The 17,889-nt window shown below is 65.3% G+C and carries 13 protein-coding genes and 2 pseudogenes; 9 read left to right on the forward strand and 6 right to left on the reverse strand.

Translation table 11 applies throughout. The features are described from left to right. Positions 1-148 precede the first annotated feature (148 nt). Complete coding sequence (locus tag ACVI1L_RS20900) at positions 149-1,921, forward strand: adenylate/guanylate cyclase domain-containing protein (RefSeq protein WP_456783662.1); 1,773 nt, start codon at positions 149-151, stop codon at positions 1,919-1,921. A gap of 64 nt (positions 1,922-1,985) precedes the next feature. On the opposite strand, the gene ACVI1L_RS20905 is transcribed toward ACVI1L_RS20900, so the two are convergent. The 3 genes from ACVI1L_RS20905 to ACVI1L_RS20915 are packed head-to-tail and all read right to left on the reverse strand — an operon-like array spanning position 1,986 to position 6,270. Next, positions 1,986-2,909: an FAD binding domain-containing protein gene (locus ACVI1L_RS20905; RefSeq protein ID WP_057018074.1), complete on the reverse strand. Its 924-nt coding sequence runs from the start codon at positions 2,907-2,909 to the stop codon at positions 1,986-1,988. Next, positions 2,906-5,587, reverse strand: a complete 2,682-nt coding sequence (locus ACVI1L_RS20910) for a molybdopterin-dependent oxidoreductase (RefSeq protein WP_456783663.1) — start codon at positions 5,585-5,587, stop codon at positions 2,906-2,908. The genes ACVI1L_RS20905 and ACVI1L_RS20910 overlap by 4 nt, the downstream gene beginning before the upstream one ends. Further along, positions 5,584-6,270: a TetR/AcrR family transcriptional regulator gene (locus ACVI1L_RS20915; protein WP_316395557.1), complete on the reverse strand. Its 687-nt coding sequence runs from the start codon at positions 6,268-6,270 to the stop codon at positions 5,584-5,586. The genes ACVI1L_RS20910 and ACVI1L_RS20915 overlap by 4 nt, the downstream gene beginning before the upstream one ends. A 193-nt stretch (positions 6,271-6,463) precedes the next feature. Here ACVI1L_RS20915 and ACVI1L_RS20920 point away from each other — a divergent pair, with 193 nt between their 5' ends. After that, entirely contained in the window at positions 6,464-6,697 is a 234-nt protein-coding gene (locus ACVI1L_RS20920; protein WP_028333132.1) for a DUF6894 family protein, read from the forward strand. 9 nt (positions 6,698-6,706) lie between these two features. After that, entirely contained in the window at positions 6,707-6,886 is a 180-nt protein-coding gene (locus ACVI1L_RS20925; protein ID WP_456783664.1) for a hypothetical protein, read from the forward strand. Positions 6,887-6,898: 12 nt separating this feature from the next. On the opposite strand, the pseudogene ACVI1L_RS20930 reads toward ACVI1L_RS20925, so the two are convergent. After that, positions 6,899-7,830, reverse strand: a pseudogene (locus ACVI1L_RS20930) (helix-turn-helix domain-containing protein). A gap of 369 nt (positions 7,831-8,199) precedes the next feature. On the opposite strand from ACVI1L_RS20930, the pseudogene ACVI1L_RS20935 reads away from it, so the two are divergent. From ACVI1L_RS20935 to ACVI1L_RS20960, 6 genes and pseudogenes are all read left to right on the forward strand, one after another. Then, a pseudogene (locus ACVI1L_RS20935) lies at positions 8,200-9,146 on the forward strand (helix-turn-helix transcriptional regulator). Between the two features lie 97 nt (positions 9,147-9,243). Beyond that, positions 9,244-9,579: a hypothetical protein gene (locus tag ACVI1L_RS20940; protein ID WP_057018069.1), complete on the forward strand. Its 336-nt coding sequence runs from the start codon at positions 9,244-9,246 to the stop codon at positions 9,577-9,579. A 117-nt stretch (positions 9,580-9,696) separates the two neighbouring features. Beyond that, positions 9,697-10,902, forward strand: coding sequence for an NAD(P)/FAD-dependent oxidoreductase (locus ACVI1L_RS20945; RefSeq protein WP_456783665.1), 1,206 nt, complete (start codon positions 9,697-9,699; stop codon positions 10,900-10,902). A 336-nt stretch (positions 10,903-11,238) separates the two neighbouring features. Then, positions 11,239-13,500 (forward strand): TonB-dependent siderophore receptor, encoded by a 2,262-nt coding sequence (locus ACVI1L_RS20950; protein ID WP_456785573.1) that lies wholly within the window; start codon positions 11,239-11,241, stop codon positions 13,498-13,500. Positions 13,501-13,610: 110 nt separating this feature from the next. Continuing rightward, complete coding sequence (locus ACVI1L_RS20955; protein WP_456783666.1) at positions 13,611-14,774, forward strand: PepSY-associated TM helix domain-containing protein; 1,164 nt, start codon at positions 13,611-13,613, stop codon at positions 14,772-14,774. 7 nt (positions 14,775-14,781) lie between these two features. Beyond that, a complete protein-coding gene (locus ACVI1L_RS20960; protein ID WP_057018065.1) occupies positions 14,782-14,964 on the forward strand; it encodes a hypothetical protein in 183 nt (60 codons plus the stop codon). A 191-nt stretch (positions 14,965-15,155) separates the two neighbouring features. On the opposite strand, the gene ACVI1L_RS20965 is transcribed toward ACVI1L_RS20960, so the two are convergent. Next, positions 15,156-16,895, reverse strand: a complete 1,740-nt coding sequence (locus ACVI1L_RS20965) for an adenylate/guanylate cyclase domain-containing protein (protein ID WP_456783667.1) — start codon at positions 16,893-16,895, stop codon at positions 15,156-15,158. Positions 16,896-17,023: 128 nt separating this feature from the next. Beyond that, positions 17,024-17,821 (reverse strand): N-formylglutamate amidohydrolase, encoded by a 798-nt coding sequence (locus ACVI1L_RS20970; RefSeq protein ID WP_456783668.1) that lies wholly within the window; start codon positions 17,819-17,821, stop codon positions 17,024-17,026. Positions 17,822-17,889: the final 68 nt, after the last annotated feature.

Here is a 17,889-nt window from a genome sequence, read left to right on the forward strand (position 1 = left end):
CCTCAAGGTCGTCGTTGACAATGCCGCCGATTTCCAGCCTGGGCAAGCAGCGCAGACGTTTGCTCTAGCCCGGAGGCCGTCAGCCGTGCTTTGATCGGCGACGAAAATTAACCCCTCGTCCGGGGGCATGTCTTTGACCACCGATAGCATGGATCGGCGTCTGGCAGCGGTTCTGGCGGCCGATATCGCCGGCTACAGCCGGCTGATGGGAATCGACGAGGAAGGCACTCTGGCCAAGCTGAAGTCGGTCAGGCGAGCGTTGCTGGATCCAGCGCTGGCGGCACATCGCGGCCGCGTCGTCAAGACGACCGGCGACGGAATCCTCGTTGAATTCGCCAGCGCCGTCGACGCGGTGCGCAGTGCCGTCGAAGTGCAGCGCCGCATGGCCGATCAGAATGCTGCCGTGCCAACGGAGCAGCGGCTCGAATTCCGAATCGGAATCCACGTCGGCGACATCATCTTTGATGACGACGATATCTTTGGCGACGGCGTCAACATCGCAGCGCGCCTGGAGGGGATTGCCGAGCCGGGTGGCGTCTGCATTTCCGATGACGTGCAACGGCACATTCGCGGCAAGGTCGATGCAACCTTCGAGGACATGGGGCCGCAGGTCCTGAAGAATATTGCCGAGCCTATTCGGACATGGAGAGTTCGCGTCGGCGGCGCCTCCGCAGCGGCCGCGATCGCGAAGCACGCGTTCACTGCACCGGCTTCCCCAGCCGCGATTGCCGAGAAGGCCTCCATCGCGGTGCTGCCGTTCCAGAATATGAGCGGTGATCCGGAGCAGGAATACTTTGCCGACGGCGTCGTCGAGGACATCATTACCGCGCTGTCGCGCTTCAGATCGCTGTTTGTGATCGCGCGCAATTCAAGCTTCACCTACAAGGGGAAGTCCGTCGACATCAAGCAGGTCGGGCACGAGCTCGGTGTGCGATACGCGCTGGAGGGATCAGTGCGCAAGTCGAGTGGGCGCGTTCGGATCACCGCGCAACTGATCGAGGCCGGCAGCGGTACGCATCTCTGGGCGGACAGGTTCGACGGCGAACTGAGGGATGTGTTCGACCTGCAGGACCAGGTCACCGCGAATGTCGTCAGCATCATAGCTCCGAAGATCCAGCAGAGCGAAATCGAACGAACCCGAACCAAGCCGACCGACCGTCTCGATAGCTACGATCTCTTTCTGAGAGGCATTGCGGCCTATGCAGATCGCTCCAAGTGGGGCGACGCTGAACTCGGCGAGTGGTTCAACAAGGCCTGCGGGCTTGATCCGAACTATGCAGCCGCTCAGGTCATGCTGGCCTATTCGTCGCTGCTGAAACAGACCACGCGCGGCACGCCCCCCGGCGCGGAGGAGTTGGCGGAGGCGCTGCGGATCGCCGAATTCGCCTGCGTGCTGTCCAGCGACGATCCGTTCGTGCTGGCGCGCGCGGCTCACATGTTTGCCTATCTCGGCCACGACTACGATCGCGCCGAGACCATGATCGAAGAGGCGATCTCGCTCAATTCGAACGATGCTGCGGCATGGGGATATCGTGGCTGGATTTCGCTCATGTGCGTCCAGCCGGCACGCGCGATCGAAAGTTTTGAGCACAGACTCCGGCTCAGCCCGATCGATCCCGGGCGTGCGTCGATGTGGAACGGAATCAGTTTCGCGCATTTCATGCTCGGTCAGTATGAGCAGGGCCGCGCGGCCGCCGCCAAGGCGCTGGTGATCGGCGAAGACGCACACACGCTCAGCGCGTTGATCATGAACGAGGTCGGCTCGGGGCGCCTCGACGAGGCGCGCGTCATCGCCGGCCGCCTGCTCAAACTGCGACCCGATTTCCGCGCGTCCTACGCGCGGCAGAATTTTCCGACCAGGACCGTCGAATGGGGCGAACACATGGTCGCCGTGCTGTGTGAGGCCGGCATTCCGGCGTAGGAATTCCTGGATCTATGCATTCTAGACGCGACGTTGCCTCGAGGCCGCGAATGGGCGCTTGATCCTACGCCACGATCCGCTCGACCACGTCGCGCACCAGGCCCGTCAGCAGCTCGAGCTTGTATCCGGTCATCGGCAGCGGCCTGGCTCCCGAGATCGCCAGCTCGGTGGCTTGCGCGATGGTCGCCGCGTTAATCTGCTTACCCTGCAGCGCCGCCGCGGACGCGGCAAGACGCAGCGGGACCGGGGCGATGCCGCCGGCGGCGATGTGGACCTGCTGGAACGCGCCGCCGGAGATCACCGCACGCACGCAGATCTCGACCAGCGGCCATTCCGCATGCGTCCGGCTGATGGCGCGCTTGTACAGCGCGCGCTCGCCGGCCAGCGGAACGGGGAGCTCGATCCGCTCGATGCGTTCGCCCGGTGCAAGCAGATTGTCGGCCGCGCCGTTGCTGCCGTCGCCGAGCAGCTCGGAGATCGACAAGCCGCTGCGCCGATCGGTGGTGACCTTCGCATCATAGGCGAGCAGCGCCATCGCCATCGTCGACGGATGCGGCGCGACGCATGGGCCGAGATCGAACGCGACGTGATAGAGGTGGTTGCCGGATCGCGCCGGGCAGTCGGGGCCGCCCTTCTTGAGACAGGCGATCTGCGGATTGCGGAAATACCAGCAGCGCGAGCGCTGGGCGAGGTTGCCGCCGAGCGTCGCCATGTGCCGGATCTGCGGCGTGGCGAGGCCCTGCGCGGCTGCGGCGATGCCGGGGTAAGCCTCGGCGAGCCGCGGATCGGATGCGATCGCAGCGATCGTGGTCAGGGCGCCGATGCGGGCCGAGCCGTCCGCATTCCACGCAACGCCGATCGTATCGGGACTGGCGGCGAGATCGATGATCGAGCCGCACGACAGGCCGCTGCGGCGGCGCTCCGACAGATCGGTGCCGGCGGCGCGGAATTCGGGCGCGGAGATGACGTCTGCAGTCGCGACACTCATGCGGCGTCCCTCCCCTTCAGCGCGGCGACGATGCGGTCGGGCCGGATCGGAATCTCGGTGAGGCGGACGCCGATCGCGTTGTGGATCGCGTTGGCGACGGCGGCCGAGGTCGGCACCGTCGACGCCTCGCCGATGCCGACGCTGTTGCCGAGCACATGGTCGAAGCCGGCTTCGTCGAAATGGACCTCGATCTCCGGCGTGTCGGCGATCCCAGGGATACGATAATCCTCCATTCCCGCGGTCAGGACGTCGCCGCTGGTCGGATCAAGCTCGCGCGCCTCGTAGAGCGCGTAGCCGAGGCCCTGGATCACCGCGCCGCAGGCCTGGTTGCGCGCCAGCGCGGGCGCTGCGATCTTGCCGACCGCGATGCCGGTGTGCACGTTGAGCACGCGGACATGGCCGAGCCAGGTGTCGACCTCCACCTCGATCACCTGCACCGAGCTCGGCACGCCGGCGCCGACGGCGATGTTCGAGAAGCGGCGCATCATCCAGCCGAACACCATGCCCATCAGGCCGACTTCGCGCAGCGGCGAGCGGATGCCGGGCGCAGTGTTCTTGCCGTCCTCGCCGCGCGTCTCCACCATTGCGATGTCGGGCGAGCGCGCGATCAGCTCGCGCCAGGGCGCGTTCGAGCCGGGCGCCGGCTTTCGCGTGGCCTGTTCGAGCATCGCGGCCTTCAGCTTCCGCACTGCCTGCAGCGTCGGCGGCATCACCGAGGCGGTGACGCGGCTGCCGCCGGAGCCGGGGCCTTCGGGCAGCGAGGAATCGCCGATCCGCACATCGATCTCACCGGGTTCGAGATCGAACTCGCGCGCGATCGCGTCGGCAAGCACGCTGCGGGTGCCGGTGCCGATGTCCTGCGTCGCCGTGCTGGCGACGATGCGGCCGCCCCTGACCGCGACCTCGACCTTCACCTTCGGCTGCCACAGATAGAGCCAGTAGCCCGTCGCGACCCCGATGCCGCGGCGATAGCGCCCGTTCTGCGCCGGCTTGTGGTTGCGCCAGATCTCGAGCCCTGATGCCCAATCGTAGAGCCGCTGCCGGTTGGGATCGGGATCCCAGCGCTTGCGCAAGGCGATCGGATCGACCTTGAGCCGCAGCGCGGCCTCGTCGATCGATTGCTCCACGGCGAATGCCATCGGCGGACCGCCGGGGCCGCGGAAGGCGGCGCCGGGCGGCAGATTGCTGATGACGTCAAAATCCGAAAGGTCCTTCGCCTCGGCCGGATAGATCAGCCGCGCCAGTCCCGCGATGGTCGAGTTGGTCGCTGCGCCCGTGTCGGCATGCGCGGTGACGGAGAGCGCTTTCAGGGCACCTTGCTCGGAAGGCAGCAGCGCGACCTTCAACTCCGCGGCCGGCCGATAACCGGCGACCGAGAGTTCTTCCTGGCGATCATAGGCGACCCGCACCGGCGCTTTCGCCGCGCGCGCCAGCTCGATCGCGGCAATCGTCTCGGTGCCGAGGCTCGCCTTCGAGCCGAAGCCGCCGCCGACGTGCTCGGCGATCACGCGGACCTTGTCATGATCGAGCTTGTAGCGCTTTGCGATCTGCTCCTTCAGGTGAAACACTTGCTGGGTCGAAACGTGCAGGGTTAGCCGGTCGCCGTCGAAGCGCGCCACCGCGGCGTGGGGCTCGAGACACGCATGCTGTTGCGTGGCGGTGCGGAAGGTGGCTTCGACGAGCAGCTTGTTGTTGGCCTGGCGCGCCTCGTCCACCCAGTTGCGGGCCTTCTTGGCGCGGGTCGAGAAAACAGCGGTCGGACCGCGGATATTCTGCTTCCACGGCGCCGGCCCGCCGGCCGCTTCCGAGACGTTGCCGGCCCGCTTGCGGCTCGCCTTGTCGAACACGACGGGCGCATCATCCTTGCGTCCGGCGTCGAGCCCGACCACCGCGGGCAGCCGCTTGTTGGCCAGCTTGATTGCGGCGAGCGCGGCCAGCGCCGTCTTGCGGTCCGGAGCTGCGACCGCCGCAATCGGCTCGCCGACATAGCGCACGATCCGGTCATCGCCGAGCAGCGACACCGCGGCGACGCCCGGGAGCGCGCGCGCCGGCGCGAGATCGAGTGTGGTGATGCGCGCATGCGCCTCGCGCGAGCGCAGGATCAGGCCTTCGAGCTGGCCGTCATGATGGATGTCGACGGTGTATTTCGCCGCGCCCGTCACCTTGTCGCGCGCCTCGATGCGGGGCGCCGTGACGTGATCGCCGTCGAAGCGGCCGGCACAGGCATCCGCCACCGCGCGGAAGATCCCGTCATAGGCGCCGCAGCGGCAGAGATGGCCCGACAGAGCCGCGCCGATCTCCTCGCGCGACGGCACCGCCGTTCCCCTGGTCGCGCGCCAATGGTCGCAGAACGCGGTCGCTTCCACGATGAAGCCGGGCGTGCAGAAGCCGCATTGCAGGGCGTCATGCGCCATGAACGCCTTTTGCACCGGATGCAGCCCGGACGCGCCGATAGCTTCCACCGTCGTCACCGATTTGCCGGCGGCGGCGTGTGCCGGCATCAGGCAGCTTGCGACCGGCGCGCCGTCGACCAGCACGGTGCAGGCGCCGCAGACGCCGGCGCCGCACACCAGCTTGGTGCCGGTGAGCTTGAGCTGGTCGCGCACGATGTCGATCAAGAGCGCATCGGGATCATCGGGCAGGGATTCGACGCGGCCATTGACGGTCGTCGTGCTCATGGATGTCCTCCAGTTGTCCTGCGTGTCGGCCTCTTGGGGATTGCCGCCCTCTCGACGGACGGCTTCTGCGGTTTCGGCAAGGATTTGGACTTGAATTTCGGCTTGGCGCCGGCGCAGAGCGTCCGCACGATGATCGCCATGTCCTTCAGGAACGCTTCCGCCGGCTGCATCGCCGGATACTGCGACTTCGCTGCGTGAATCGACATTTCGACCAGCCGCGCGAACTCGGCCGGCGTCAGGTCCTGCGGCAGCGCAAGCTGCTGCTTGCGCACGACCCGCGCGACCGTCGCGACCATGCGCTCAGCATAGCGCGCAGCGTAGGTCTGGAAGAGGTCGCGCGCATGCACGAGGTGTTCGGAATACAGTTCCTCGAGATGCGGCGAGCCGTCCAGCGACCCGATCATGGTCGACATCCGCGCGGTCATGCCCGTAGCGAGGATGTCGCCGAGATCGCTGCCCGCCGCCTCCGCCTCGGCAATGGCGGTGTCCTCGGCTGCGATCGCGCTCTCATGCACGCGCTCGATCACGGCGCGGAACAGCGTTTCCTTGGATTCAAAGTGGTGATAGAGCGCCTGCCGCGTCAGGCCGGCCGCCTCGGCGACCTGCTCGATCGAGGAGCGCCGAAAGCCGTGCCGGCGGAACACCAGCATGGTGGCATCGAGAATGCGGGTTTTCGGTCCCATTTGACGATTTTGACAAATATAGAAAAACTGTCAAATCGCGATTTGGTGAGGAGGCGGTGCTGGGGCTTGATCACCATTCCGCGAGGCCGCCGCGCGGCCGGCGCCCATGTGAACCGCCTTGCGAATGGTCGCGTCGAAGAAACGTGGAGCTCCAAAGATGACCTTCTGGTCCGGAGCTTGCGAGGATACGCACATGACCCAGGTCTTTTTCCATTGCTCGACCACGCACGGGGTGCTGATGGATCGCCGCGGCACCTCGGTGACAAGCCTCTCGGAGGCCTGCGAGGCGGCGACGTGCATGATGCGATCGCTGGTCGCAACGGTCAGCCTGGAAGACTGGCGCGACTGGGTCGTGCATGTCAGCGACGAGTCCGGCGAGGAGATCGTGATCCTGTCCTTCGCATCCGTGCTCGGCAAGCCGCACTGAGAGGGCGCCATGCTGTCACCGCACGCATCATTGCTCTCTCTGCACAACAGCTGGAACGCGATTACGGCGGGCTTGCAGAATCTGATCGCGCGAATTCGCGATCCCTACCGGCCCGAGCTGCACTACATGCGCGGACCGGGTCCCAAATGGCATGCGAAGCACGCCGTTCAAGCTGCGCCCGCCGGTTGAGCGCGGCGCTGTTCAGCTCTCGCTTCTCGCCGGGCGGTACATCTCGCGCCGCCACGCCGTCGGGCTGACGCCGACCACGGCGGAAAACACCCGCGTGAAGTGGCTTTGATTGGCAAAGCCGGCCGAAATCGCGATCTCGGACAGCGACAGGTCGCGCGCCGCCATCAGCTGCTTGGCCACCTTCAGGCGCTGCTGAAGCAGCCATTGGTGCGGTGGCAGGCCGGTGGAGATGCGGAAGGCGCGCGAAAAATGGCCGACCGACAGATCGAGCTCGGCCGCAATCTGCTTCAGCGAAATCTTCCCGCTGAGGTCGGATTCGAGCTTTCGCAGGCGCGGTTGATCTGCCAGGCGGCGAGGCCGCCACGGGTCGGTCCGGTCGGATGTTGTATTCCGTCATAGGTCCGGGTGACGTGCGCGGTCAGCGCCAGCATCATGTGATCGATGAACAGCTGGTTGGTTTCGTCCGGCCGGTGCAATCCCTCGCGCAGCAGCGCCCCGACATGACGAATGACGCCGTCGTCGTGACCGGTGCCGATTTCGCAGGCCAGTTCGCCGATGCGCGGCGAGCCGGTCTGTTCGGCGAAGTCAGTGAGCGCCGAGTGCGGCAGATAGAAGAACAGCGAGTGGAACGGCTTGTCGATCACGTAGCGCGGATCGCGTTTGAGATCGTAGAGATAGGTCGCGCCCGCCGGGATGTCCCGCTTCATGAGGCACTTGCCGCCCTCCCACAATTCGCAGTCCGGATAATCGTGCAGCTTCAGGCTGACCAGAAAGGCATCCTCGGCGGTGAGCGATCCGGACAGCCCGGGCACCGGGTTGTCGTCCCGGGTTTCGGTGACCGCGAGTTCGGCGCTGCGCAGCGTGCGCGTGATCAGCGCCGGCGGCGTATCCCTCAGGCGTAGGAATTGCCCGAGCCGCTGCCCGTAGGCGCCCGCCTGTGCCATGCGTGTTGAGTCCATCATTGATGTGCAGCCGGGCAGGGACTTGTCAGTCAGCCTGCGAAGCCGTCACTCATTATCCGGGATTGCTGCGGCGCAGTCCAGTTGTCTCACGCGATCATGAACGATGCTGCCGGTCGTTCAGCGCAATGCGATTCCGGGATGAATTCAACTGCTTTGGTCCAATCAACCGTGCCGGACGCAGAAATGTCGCAGCCGCGCGCTTGGCGCAGAATTGGGCAAAGCATGGCCGTTTCAGGAAAGACATTCGAACTGCGCGGCGCTTAGGTCCGGCGGGCAGTTCCGCGCCTCATGGGTCCGACAGACCGGCCCGCAAGGAGGGAGCGCATGAGCCTTCAAACGCGAGTACAGGTGATGAGTAAGCCGATCCTGCACGATCCTTTGCGGGATTCGCCCGCCGCATCCGAAGCGCGGCCGGCCGAGGCACCGGCCGGTCCGCGCTGCCCGGCCGGCCAGGAGATGGCCCGCGTGCTCAAGACGCAGCCGCTTCGCATGGCGGCCGACCCGTCGAGCGGCGCGATCGCCTATTGGAAGCATGACGCCCTGCACGACGTGGTCAGGCCGATGGTCGACCACGTCGTCATGAGCTATCCCGCAGGTTCGCAGCGGCTGGAGCGGCGCACCGGCAGGGTGGCTTCGATCGGAACGGCCCGGTCCGGGGTCGTGACGATCATCCCGGCCGGCTCGAGTTCGCGCTGGGATATTCACCAGTCGGTGCATGTCGTTCAGCTCTATCTTCCGCATGCGACGCTGGCGCGCGTCGCCGGCGAGGCCGACACCGCCGCTCCCGGCGATCTGCTGGAGCGCACCGGGCATCCCGATCCGATTACATCGCGGTTGCTGCTGAGCGCCGCTGATGCGCTCGAGGGCAGCGCGGCGCTGGATGCGCTGTTCCGGCAGCAACTGACGGATCTCTTGGCCACGCGCCTGCTGTCGGCGCACGCCGGCGTGCCTGCGACCGTGCAGGTGACCGTAGGCGGTCTTGCGCCGACGGCGCTGCGCCGCGCCATCGAGCGATTGCGCTCGGACAGCGATGCGGACGTCTCGCTCGCGGCGCTGGCGGCGGACGCCGGCCTGTCGCTCACTTCTGCCGCGCCTTCAAGGAAAGCACCGGGCTCTCGCCGCATGCCTGGCTGCGCCAGCACCGGCTCGAGCAGGCCATGAACATGCTGCGCGACACCGACGCATCCGTGGTCTCGATCGCGGCGGCGCTCGGCTACAGTTCGCAGACCGCGTTCGCGGCCGCGTTCAGGAAGCTGACCGGCGAAACCCCGAGCGATTGGCGGCGCCGTCTGCGGTAGCCGCAATCGCTCTTCAGGTCGGGCAATCGCTCTGGGGCACTCATAAGGCCAATTCGCTAGATCACCGTGGCGCCGACGCCAACAACGGAGACAAGCGATGGCCTGGAAGGATTTCGGTAGCTCCCTTGCAGTGACACGGCGACGCCGGGTCCTCGCGACTGCACTGATGTACGGGCTTACGCTCACCGTGCGCTTCACGTCGGCAACCGGCGAGGATGCCGATGCGCCGGCGCAGGCCGTTCAGGGCGCCGATGCCATGACGTCGGTGATGATCAGCGACGCCGCCCAGGCGCTCTACCGGGACTGGCTCCCGGGGGCCGCGCTGCCGATCGGCCTTCAGCATGGAGCGCTGTCGGGCGCGAGAGGCTGCCGCGCAGCCTGCATGCCCGGGGCGCGCACGCCGTTCCTGTCGAGCTGCGCCGCCCGGCAATAGGCGCTCGCTTTTCGTTTCACCTCTTCGCGTCGCCGATCGCGACAGGCTTCGCCGCAAGCGGCAGGCAGCGGCGGCAACGCGCGGACATCAGAGACTGCCAACCCAGAGGAGATACCCATGCGAATTGTCATCATCGGCGCCGGCTTTGCCGGCATGTACGCCGCGCTCTGCGCAGCCCGCCTGCGCGACATCAAGGGCGTTTCGCCCGAGGAGCTCGAGATCGCGCTGGTCGCGCCGGAGCCGACCCTGGTGGTGCGCCCGCGGCTCTACGAGCCGAAGCCGGAGACACTGACCGCGCCGCTGCTCGACGTCTTCAACGCGATCGACGTCGTCTATGTGCAGGGCAGCGCCGAAGCCGTCGACACCAAGGCCCGCACCGTGCAGATCGTCACCGCCAAGGACGCGCGCAAGACGCTGCCTTATGATCGCCTTGTGGTGGCGACCGGCAGCCGGCTGTTCCGTCCGAACGTACCCGGTCTCGCCGAGCATGGCTTCAGCGTCGACAATCTTGCGGATGCGATCGCGCTCGATCGCCATCTGCACGACCTCGCCAGGCAGCCGGCATCAGTGGCACGCGACACCGTGGTCGTTGCCGGCGGCGGCTTCACCGGCATCGAGGCGGCGACCGAGATGCCGGCGCGGCTCCGGGACATTCTCGGCAGCGACGCCAAGCCGCGCGTCGTGATCGTCGATCGCAACGTGGCGATCGCGCCCGACATGGGCGAGGGCCCGCGCCCGATCATCGAGGACGCGATGCGCAAGCTCGGCGTCGAAGGCCGCTTCGGCGCCGGCGTCGCCGAGGTCAGCAAGTCCGGCGTCACGCTCTCCAGCGGCGAGCATATCGAGGCCGCGACCGTGGTCTGGGCGGCGGGCATTCGCGCCGCGCCGCTGACCACGCAGATCCCGGCGGAGCGCGACAATTTCGGCCGGCTGCTGGTCGATCGCGATCTGCGCGTACCGTCGGTCGCGGGTGTGTTCGCCACCGGCGATGCGGCGCGTGCCGCATGCGACGATGTCGGCAATTACGCGCTGATGTCGTGCCAGCACGCGACGCGGATGGGCGCCTTTGCCGGCAACAACGCCGCGGCCGAGCTGCTCGGTGTCCCGACCAGGCCGTATCACCAGAAGGCCTATGTCACCTGCCTCGACCTCGGCGAGGCCGGTGCGCTGTTCACCCGCGGCTGGGAGCGCAAGGTCGAGATGGTCGGCGATGTGGCCAAGAAGACCAAGCGGGAGATCAACACCGTCTGGATCTATCCGCCGCGCGCCGAGCGTGCCGCGGCGCTGGCATCGGCCGATCCGGAGCACGTCACCGAAGTCTGACGCTGAGCTCGGCGAGAGCACCGCAACTGCGATCATCGCTTCCGCGCACGGCGTCGTTCGATCGCTGTGCGCGGAACTGACTCGAAGTATCGCGGAGCGAAACGCAGTTTAGAATCGTCCTTAGAAGCGCTCGAAAAATCTGAGGCGCATTGACGCAGTTTCGCTGCGTTCACGTTGCGAGCACGCAACACCATCGGCGATAAGCCCAACACTGGACGTGTTCTAATCACCGATCGGCTGCGTACGTCTTTCATCGTGTTAGTGACGGCCAGGATGAAGGCGATGTGAGTTGACGGGGGTCGGATGTTTCGTCGCACTGCGCTGGCGGCCGGGTACATGGCCGGCAGTGGTTTGTTCGTGCTGAGTGTGGTGATGCCGCGTGAAAGCGTTGCGCAATCGGCGCTGCCGCCGGTGACGGTCGAGGCGCCGAAACAACAGCAGCAGGCGCGGCGGACGCAGCCGGCGCGACGCGCGGCGCGTCCTGCACGTACGACGCCGCGATCGATCGCGAACCGGGCGCCCGCGCAGAACGTTCCAGCACCGGGGGCGGGTGGCGGCGGAGAGCGCGGCAACGGGCCGGTCACCGGCTATCTCGCCAGCCAGAGCGTCACCGCAACCAAGACCGACAGCCCGGTGCTGACGACGCCGCAGTCGATCTCGATCGTCACCCAGGATCAGATCCAGGCGCAGGGTGCGCAGAACATCACCGAAGCGCTGCGCTACACGCCCGGCGTGACGATCGAGAGTTTTGGCGCCAACGCGTTCTTCGACGAGTTCAAGCTGCGGGGGTTCACCGCGCCGCGTTATCTCGACGGGTTGCGGCTGCCGACCGACACCACGACCTTCGCGGTCCCGCGCATCGAGACCTATGGTCTCGAGCGCATCGAGGTCCTGAAGGGGCCATCATCCGGCCTGTACGGACAGTCCGATCCGGGCGGCCTGTTGAACCTGGTCAGCAAGCGGCCCACCGAGACGCCGCATTACGAGATCGAGGGCAGCTTCGGCTCGTTCGATCGCTTCCAAGGCGCCTTCGACATCGGTGGCCCGGCCGACAAGGACGGCCGGGTGCTTTACCGCATCGTCGGCCTTGGCCGCGACAGCAACAGCCAGACCGACTTCGTTCAGGACAACAAGCTGTTCCTCGCGCCGAGCTTCACCTGGCGCCCGACCTACGACACCAGCTTCACCGTGCTCTCGCAGTACCAGAAGGTCGACAACAAGGGTTACCAGCAATACGTCCCGGGACAGGTGTCCTTCCTGCCCAACCCCAACGGACATATTCCCTACAATCGTTACCTCGGCGAGCCCGGGCTGGATGGCTATCATCTCGAGCAGTTCGCGGTCGGCTACGCGTTCGAGCATCGCTTCGACAACATCTTCCAGTTCCGGCAAAACCTCCGCTACACCCAGGTCAGCAACGACCTCGCCTCGGTGCGGACCGAGGGCATGGTGACGGATCGTCTGGTCGCGCGCACCTACAACTACGTCAAGGCCAACGCCGCCAATGTCGCGCTCGACAATCAGCTGCAGGCGGATTTCGCCACCGGGCCGCTGGTCCACAAGGTGCTGGCCGGCGTCGACTACTTCGATCTGTGGGCGAACACGGACTATCGCACGACGCCGATTGCGCCGATCGATGCCTATAGCCCGGTCTACGGCACCGCCGTTCCGTTAGCCAGCTCGCTGGCGCCTTTCATTCTGCGCGACGACAGGCAGTCGCAGCTCGGCGCCTATCTGCAGGATCAGATCAAGCTCGATCGCTGGACGCTGACCATGAGCGGCCGCCAGGACTGGGTCAGCTCCGGCTTCACCAGCATGGCGTTCTATCCGCCGGCCGGCCACTATTCGCGCGATGACTCGGCGCAAACCGGGCGCATCGGCCTGAGCTACCTGTTCGATATCGGCCTCGCGCCCTATGTCAGCTACGGGACCTCGTTCACGCCCAACCTCGGCGCCGACAGCGCCGGCCGGTCGTTCAGGCCGACGACGGGCGAGGGCGCGGAAGTCGGCGTCAAGTTCAAGCCGAACGGCTCGAACTTCATGGTGACGGCGGCAGCGTTCGATATCCGTCAGCAGGACGTGCTGACGGCCGATCCGTTAAACCCGCTGTTCAACGTGCAGACCGATGCCGTGCGCGTCCGCGGCCTCGAGCTCGAGCTGAAGGGCAATCTCACGCGCGAGCTCGAGATCACGGCGGGATACACCCATCTCGACCCGCGGGTGACGACGAGCATTGCCGGCTATGCCGGCAAGTACATGATGAACACGGCGCAGGACCAGGTCGCGGTCTGGGGCAAGTATAGCTGGTATGACGGCGCGCTCGCGGGCCTTGGGCTCGGCCTCGGCGTGCGCTATGTCGGCGAGACCTACGGCGACAACTTCAATACCTTTGTCATTCCCTCCTATGCCTTGCTCGATGCGTCGGTCAGCTACGACTTCGCCTATCTGTGGCCGGACCTGAAGGGATGGAAGGCGCAGGTCAACGTGACCAACCTGACCGACCACTTCTACGTTGCATCCTGCCTGACCGGGCTTCCCTATTGCGGCCTCGGCAATGGCCGCACGGTGCTGGGCACGATGAAGTACACCTGGAACTAAAGCATGATCCCGAGAAGTGCGAAGCGGTTTTCCGAGAAGATCATGCTTCAACAAGAGGCTAAAGCTCGATGACGATCCAACCTGATCCCATCGCGCTTTAGGTAACGAAATTGACTGCGACGACCAGATCCTTGCGGCGATGGGGCGCTGTTCATAAATGGACCAGCCTCATCTGCACGCTGTTCATGCTGCTGCTCTGCATCACCGGCCTGCCGCTGATCTTCCACGAGCAGATCGACGATCTCCTGCACAGCCAGGTCAAGCCGGCCGACGTGCCGCCAGGCACGCCGCCGGCCAATCTGGACCGTCTGCTCGGCAACGCGCTGGCGCAGGCGCCCGGAAAGGTGCCTCACTTCCTGATCTGGGATCGCGACGATCCGAGCGCGATGTTCGTCAGCGTCGGCCCGACCATCGATGCCGATCCGACCAACAATTTGCTGATCCGGATGGACACCCATACCGGCGCCTATCTTGATGCGCCCGATGTGACCGGCCGCTTCACCTACATCATGTTGAAGCTGCACACCGACATGTTCGCGGGCCTGCCCGGCAAGCTGTTCCTCGGATTGATGGGGATCCTGTTCTGCGTCGCGATCATCTCCGGCATCGTGGTCTATGCGCCGTCGATGCGGAAACTGCGTTTCGGCGCCTATCGCGCGCAGCGGACCCGCGTCGTGCGCTGGCTCGACGTCCATAATCTCGCGGGCATCCTGCTCGTCGCCTGGACGCTGGTCGTCGGCTTCACCGGGGTCATCAACACCTGGGCCGATCTCGTGCTCAAGATGTGGCAGTTCGGCCAGCTCGCCGAAATGACCGCGCAGTACAAGGACCGGCCGGTGCCGTCGAAGCTGACCTCGCTGAATGCGGCGGTCGAAGTGGCCACCCATGCGGTGCCCGGCATGACGCCGAGCTTCGTCGCCTTCCCGGGAACCCTGTTCAGCAGCAAGAGCCACTACGCGGTGTTCCTGCATGGCGATACGCCGCTGACCTCGCGGCTGCTGAAGCCGGCGCTGATCGATGCGGAAACCGGCAAGCTGACCGACACAAGGGACATGCCCTGGTATGTGACGACCCTGTTCGTCTCGCAGCCGCTGCATTTCGGCGACTATGGCGGCATGCCGCTCAAGATCGTCTGGGCGCTGCTCGACATCCTGACCATCCTCATCCTCGTCACCGGCGTGTATCTGTGGATGCGTCGCCGCAAGGCGGGCGTGAGCCAGGAACGCGCGATCGCCAACGCCGCCTCCCTCGACAACCCCGCATTATCGTCGTGACGTCAGCATGGTCTCGCATCGTTCATTGACCCAGATCTTCGCCGCCCCGCTCGTCATCGCGATCGTGAGCACGGTCGGATTGATCAGCGCGCTGGTTGGCGACGGCTGGTGGGATGCGGTCTCGTGGGCCGGGCTCGGCCTGCCTCTCCTGCTCTATCTGGTGTTCATCTGGCGGCGCCAGCCGAATTGATCGGGTTTGCCTGATCGCGCTTCGAACCGGCCGGGCAATCAGCAAAGCCGGTCCAATCGGAATACGCCGATCCCTGCGGTGTCTCATCCGCGGAGATGCGCAAGAAGCCGAACGAGCAATCGAATAAGCAGTCGCGGCCGCGCAGGTGTCTGGCGTGTGGCGTCGCGCCGGCATTGTAAGATGACAGGTCTTCACTCCGGGAGCCCCGCCATGCGTAGCGGGTTGACCAATGCATCCAGGTCGCCTTGTCGGCGATACGGAAGCAGCCTGGCCCAGCGGGCCAGGCTGAAATTGGGGTGGCCCGCCAGCAAGTCGCTTGAGATCATGCGCGCTTCATCTTGCCGGCCGAGATTCCAAAGCGCCGCTATGAGTGTCGACTGCGCGGTCAGCCAGAGCGGCCGCTGCCTCAGAACGCGGGAGGCTATATCGTGCGCCGCCGCGAAATCTCCGAGATGAAATCTTGCGCGCGCTTCGTCCACCATGGATTCGTTGCGCTCAATCGGACTGAGCCGTTGGGCGTGTTCCTCGTAGAGGACGGCTTTTCGGAAATTGCCGGCGTAGCCGTGGTACATGCCCGCCATGTGATGGGCGTCAGAGCTGCTGGGAGCGAGGCTGATCGCGGTTTCTCCTGCTGCCACAGCCTCATCATGACGGCGTTGATAGGTACGAACATAGCCGATCACCAGGTATGCTTCCCCGAAGCTGGGGTCGGCGGCGAGAGCCCGATCGGCGCAGCCCAGTGCGGCTTGATACGCTTCATTTTCATCCTTGATCCAACCGAAGCGCGCCTGGTCAGTCAGGGTCAGACCCAACAAGTAGAGCGCAGGCATAAACGAGCCGTTGATCTCCAGCGCCTGTTCAAAAAGCTTCCGGGCCTGTGCGTGAGTTTGCCTTGCGAAATTAACGTACAGGGCGCGCCCCTTTAAAACATACTCATAAGCCAGCGGACTGCCCGAGCGCTTTCTCCACACCCTCGCGCGTTCGCCGACCGTCAACTGGACCTCAAGCGCTTCGACGATCTCTTGCGTAATTCGGTCCTGGAGATCGAACACGTCGTCCAGGTCTCCGTCAAAGCGATCCGCCCAGAGATGACCGCCGTCTCGACCATCAATCAACTGCGCCGTCAACCTGATGCGATTGCCGATCTTTCGAACGCTCCCCTCCAGCAGATAACGAGCACCCAGGATCTGCCCGATTTCGCGAATGTCCCGGTTCTGCCCCTTGAACGCGAAGCTCGAGTTGCGAGCTATCACCATCAATTCCTGAATCTTTGACAGGGTCGTAAGGACGTCTTCCGCGATCCCATCCGCGAAATACTCCTGCTCGTTGTCTCCGCTCATGTTCTGAAACGGCAGCACCGCGATGGAGGGCTTTCCCGAAAACGGGCGCATGTGATGCGATTCGGCAGGAGCCGGATGGCGCTCAGGCGAAGGTCTGGCGCCAATCTTCATTCGCCAGGCGCGGATCGGTTCAGTGATGTTTTTCAGATTCTGTTGGCCCATGTCTTCGAAGGCTGCATCGACCTTGCCCCGGATCTGCCGGTAGGCGTCGTCGGACAGGCATATGCCGCCCGGGTCCGCGATGTTCTCCAGCCGCGCGGCGATGTTGACGCCGTCGCCGAAGATGTCGTCGTTGTCGATGATGATGTCGCCGACGTGAATGCCGATTCGAAATTCGATCCGCTGCTGTTGCGGTGCGGATGCGTTAATCTCTGCCATCCTGCTCTGGACTTCTACAGAGCTGCGCACTGCATCGACGGCGCTGCCGAATTCGACAAGCATGCCGTCGCCGGTCGTTTTGACGATGCGGCCGCGATGAGCGGCGATCGTTGGATCAATGAGATTTTTTCTGGCCGCCTTGAGCCGCGCGAGCGTGCCTTCCTCGTCCGTTCCCATCAGGCGACTGTAGCCGGCGACATCTGCCGCCAGCACTGCTGCCAGTCGCCTTTCCACTCGCTCGGGCGCCACGGACTACCCTAACTTGGAAGTTCAACCCGGCCAATTAAAGCACGTCGAGCCGCCTTCGGGCTAGAGGCCACGCCCTGGCTGACCGTTAGTCGCTAGATCAGCGCTTCCGTGCGCAGCGTCGCCTCGATCTCTCTGAGGATGCGCGCCAGCCGTTCGGCCCACGCCGTCTCGCCGGCCTGGTCGGAGATCAGGTCCTGGCGGATCTCGATGCCCGAGTTCATCAGGCCGCGTGCCTCGCCATGCACGGGGATCGTGTAGTCGGTCTCGTCGCTGACCGCATAGGGCTCGTTGTCGCCGACCACGAGATCGCCCTCGGCGCGCAGATGCTTCAGCAGCAGCGGCGGCAGCACCGTGTCGCGGTGGTAGAGCGTGCCGATGTGCCAGGGTCGCGCGATGCCGGCGTAGATCGGCGTGAAGCTGTGCAGCGACACCAGCAGCGTCGGCAGGCCCCGACGCGCGCGCGCGTCGATGATCTCGTCGATGCGTTTGTGATAGGGATCGAAGATCTGCGCGTGGCGCATCTCGGTGGCCTCGCGCGACAGGCCTTCATTGCCCGGCACCGTGGTGGCCTCGCTGATCAGCGGGATCGAGCTTGCGACATGCGGCGGACGGTTGCAGTCGATCACGAGCCGCGAATAGCGCTGCGCGATCAAATGCGCGCCGAGCCGGTCCGAGAGGCGGGTTGCGACGCCGGCGATGCCGATGTCCCAGGCGATGTGCCGCACCAGCTCGTCTTCGGGCAGGCCGAGGTCGCCGAGCGGAGAGGGAATCAGCCTGCCGTAATGGTCGCAGGTGAACAGGAACGGCGAGCGGCCGTCGGCATTGTGTTCAAGAACCGGTGAAGCGTCGGTGCTCGCGAGCAGGAACGATGGACCGCCTCCGTAATTCAAGGGCTTTTTTCCTCAACTTTGCCTATTCAGGCGGCATGCTGAACTGGAATCGGGCAGCTTTCTCTATA

This window comes from Bradyrhizobium sp. USDA 4516, from assembly GCF_054055915.1.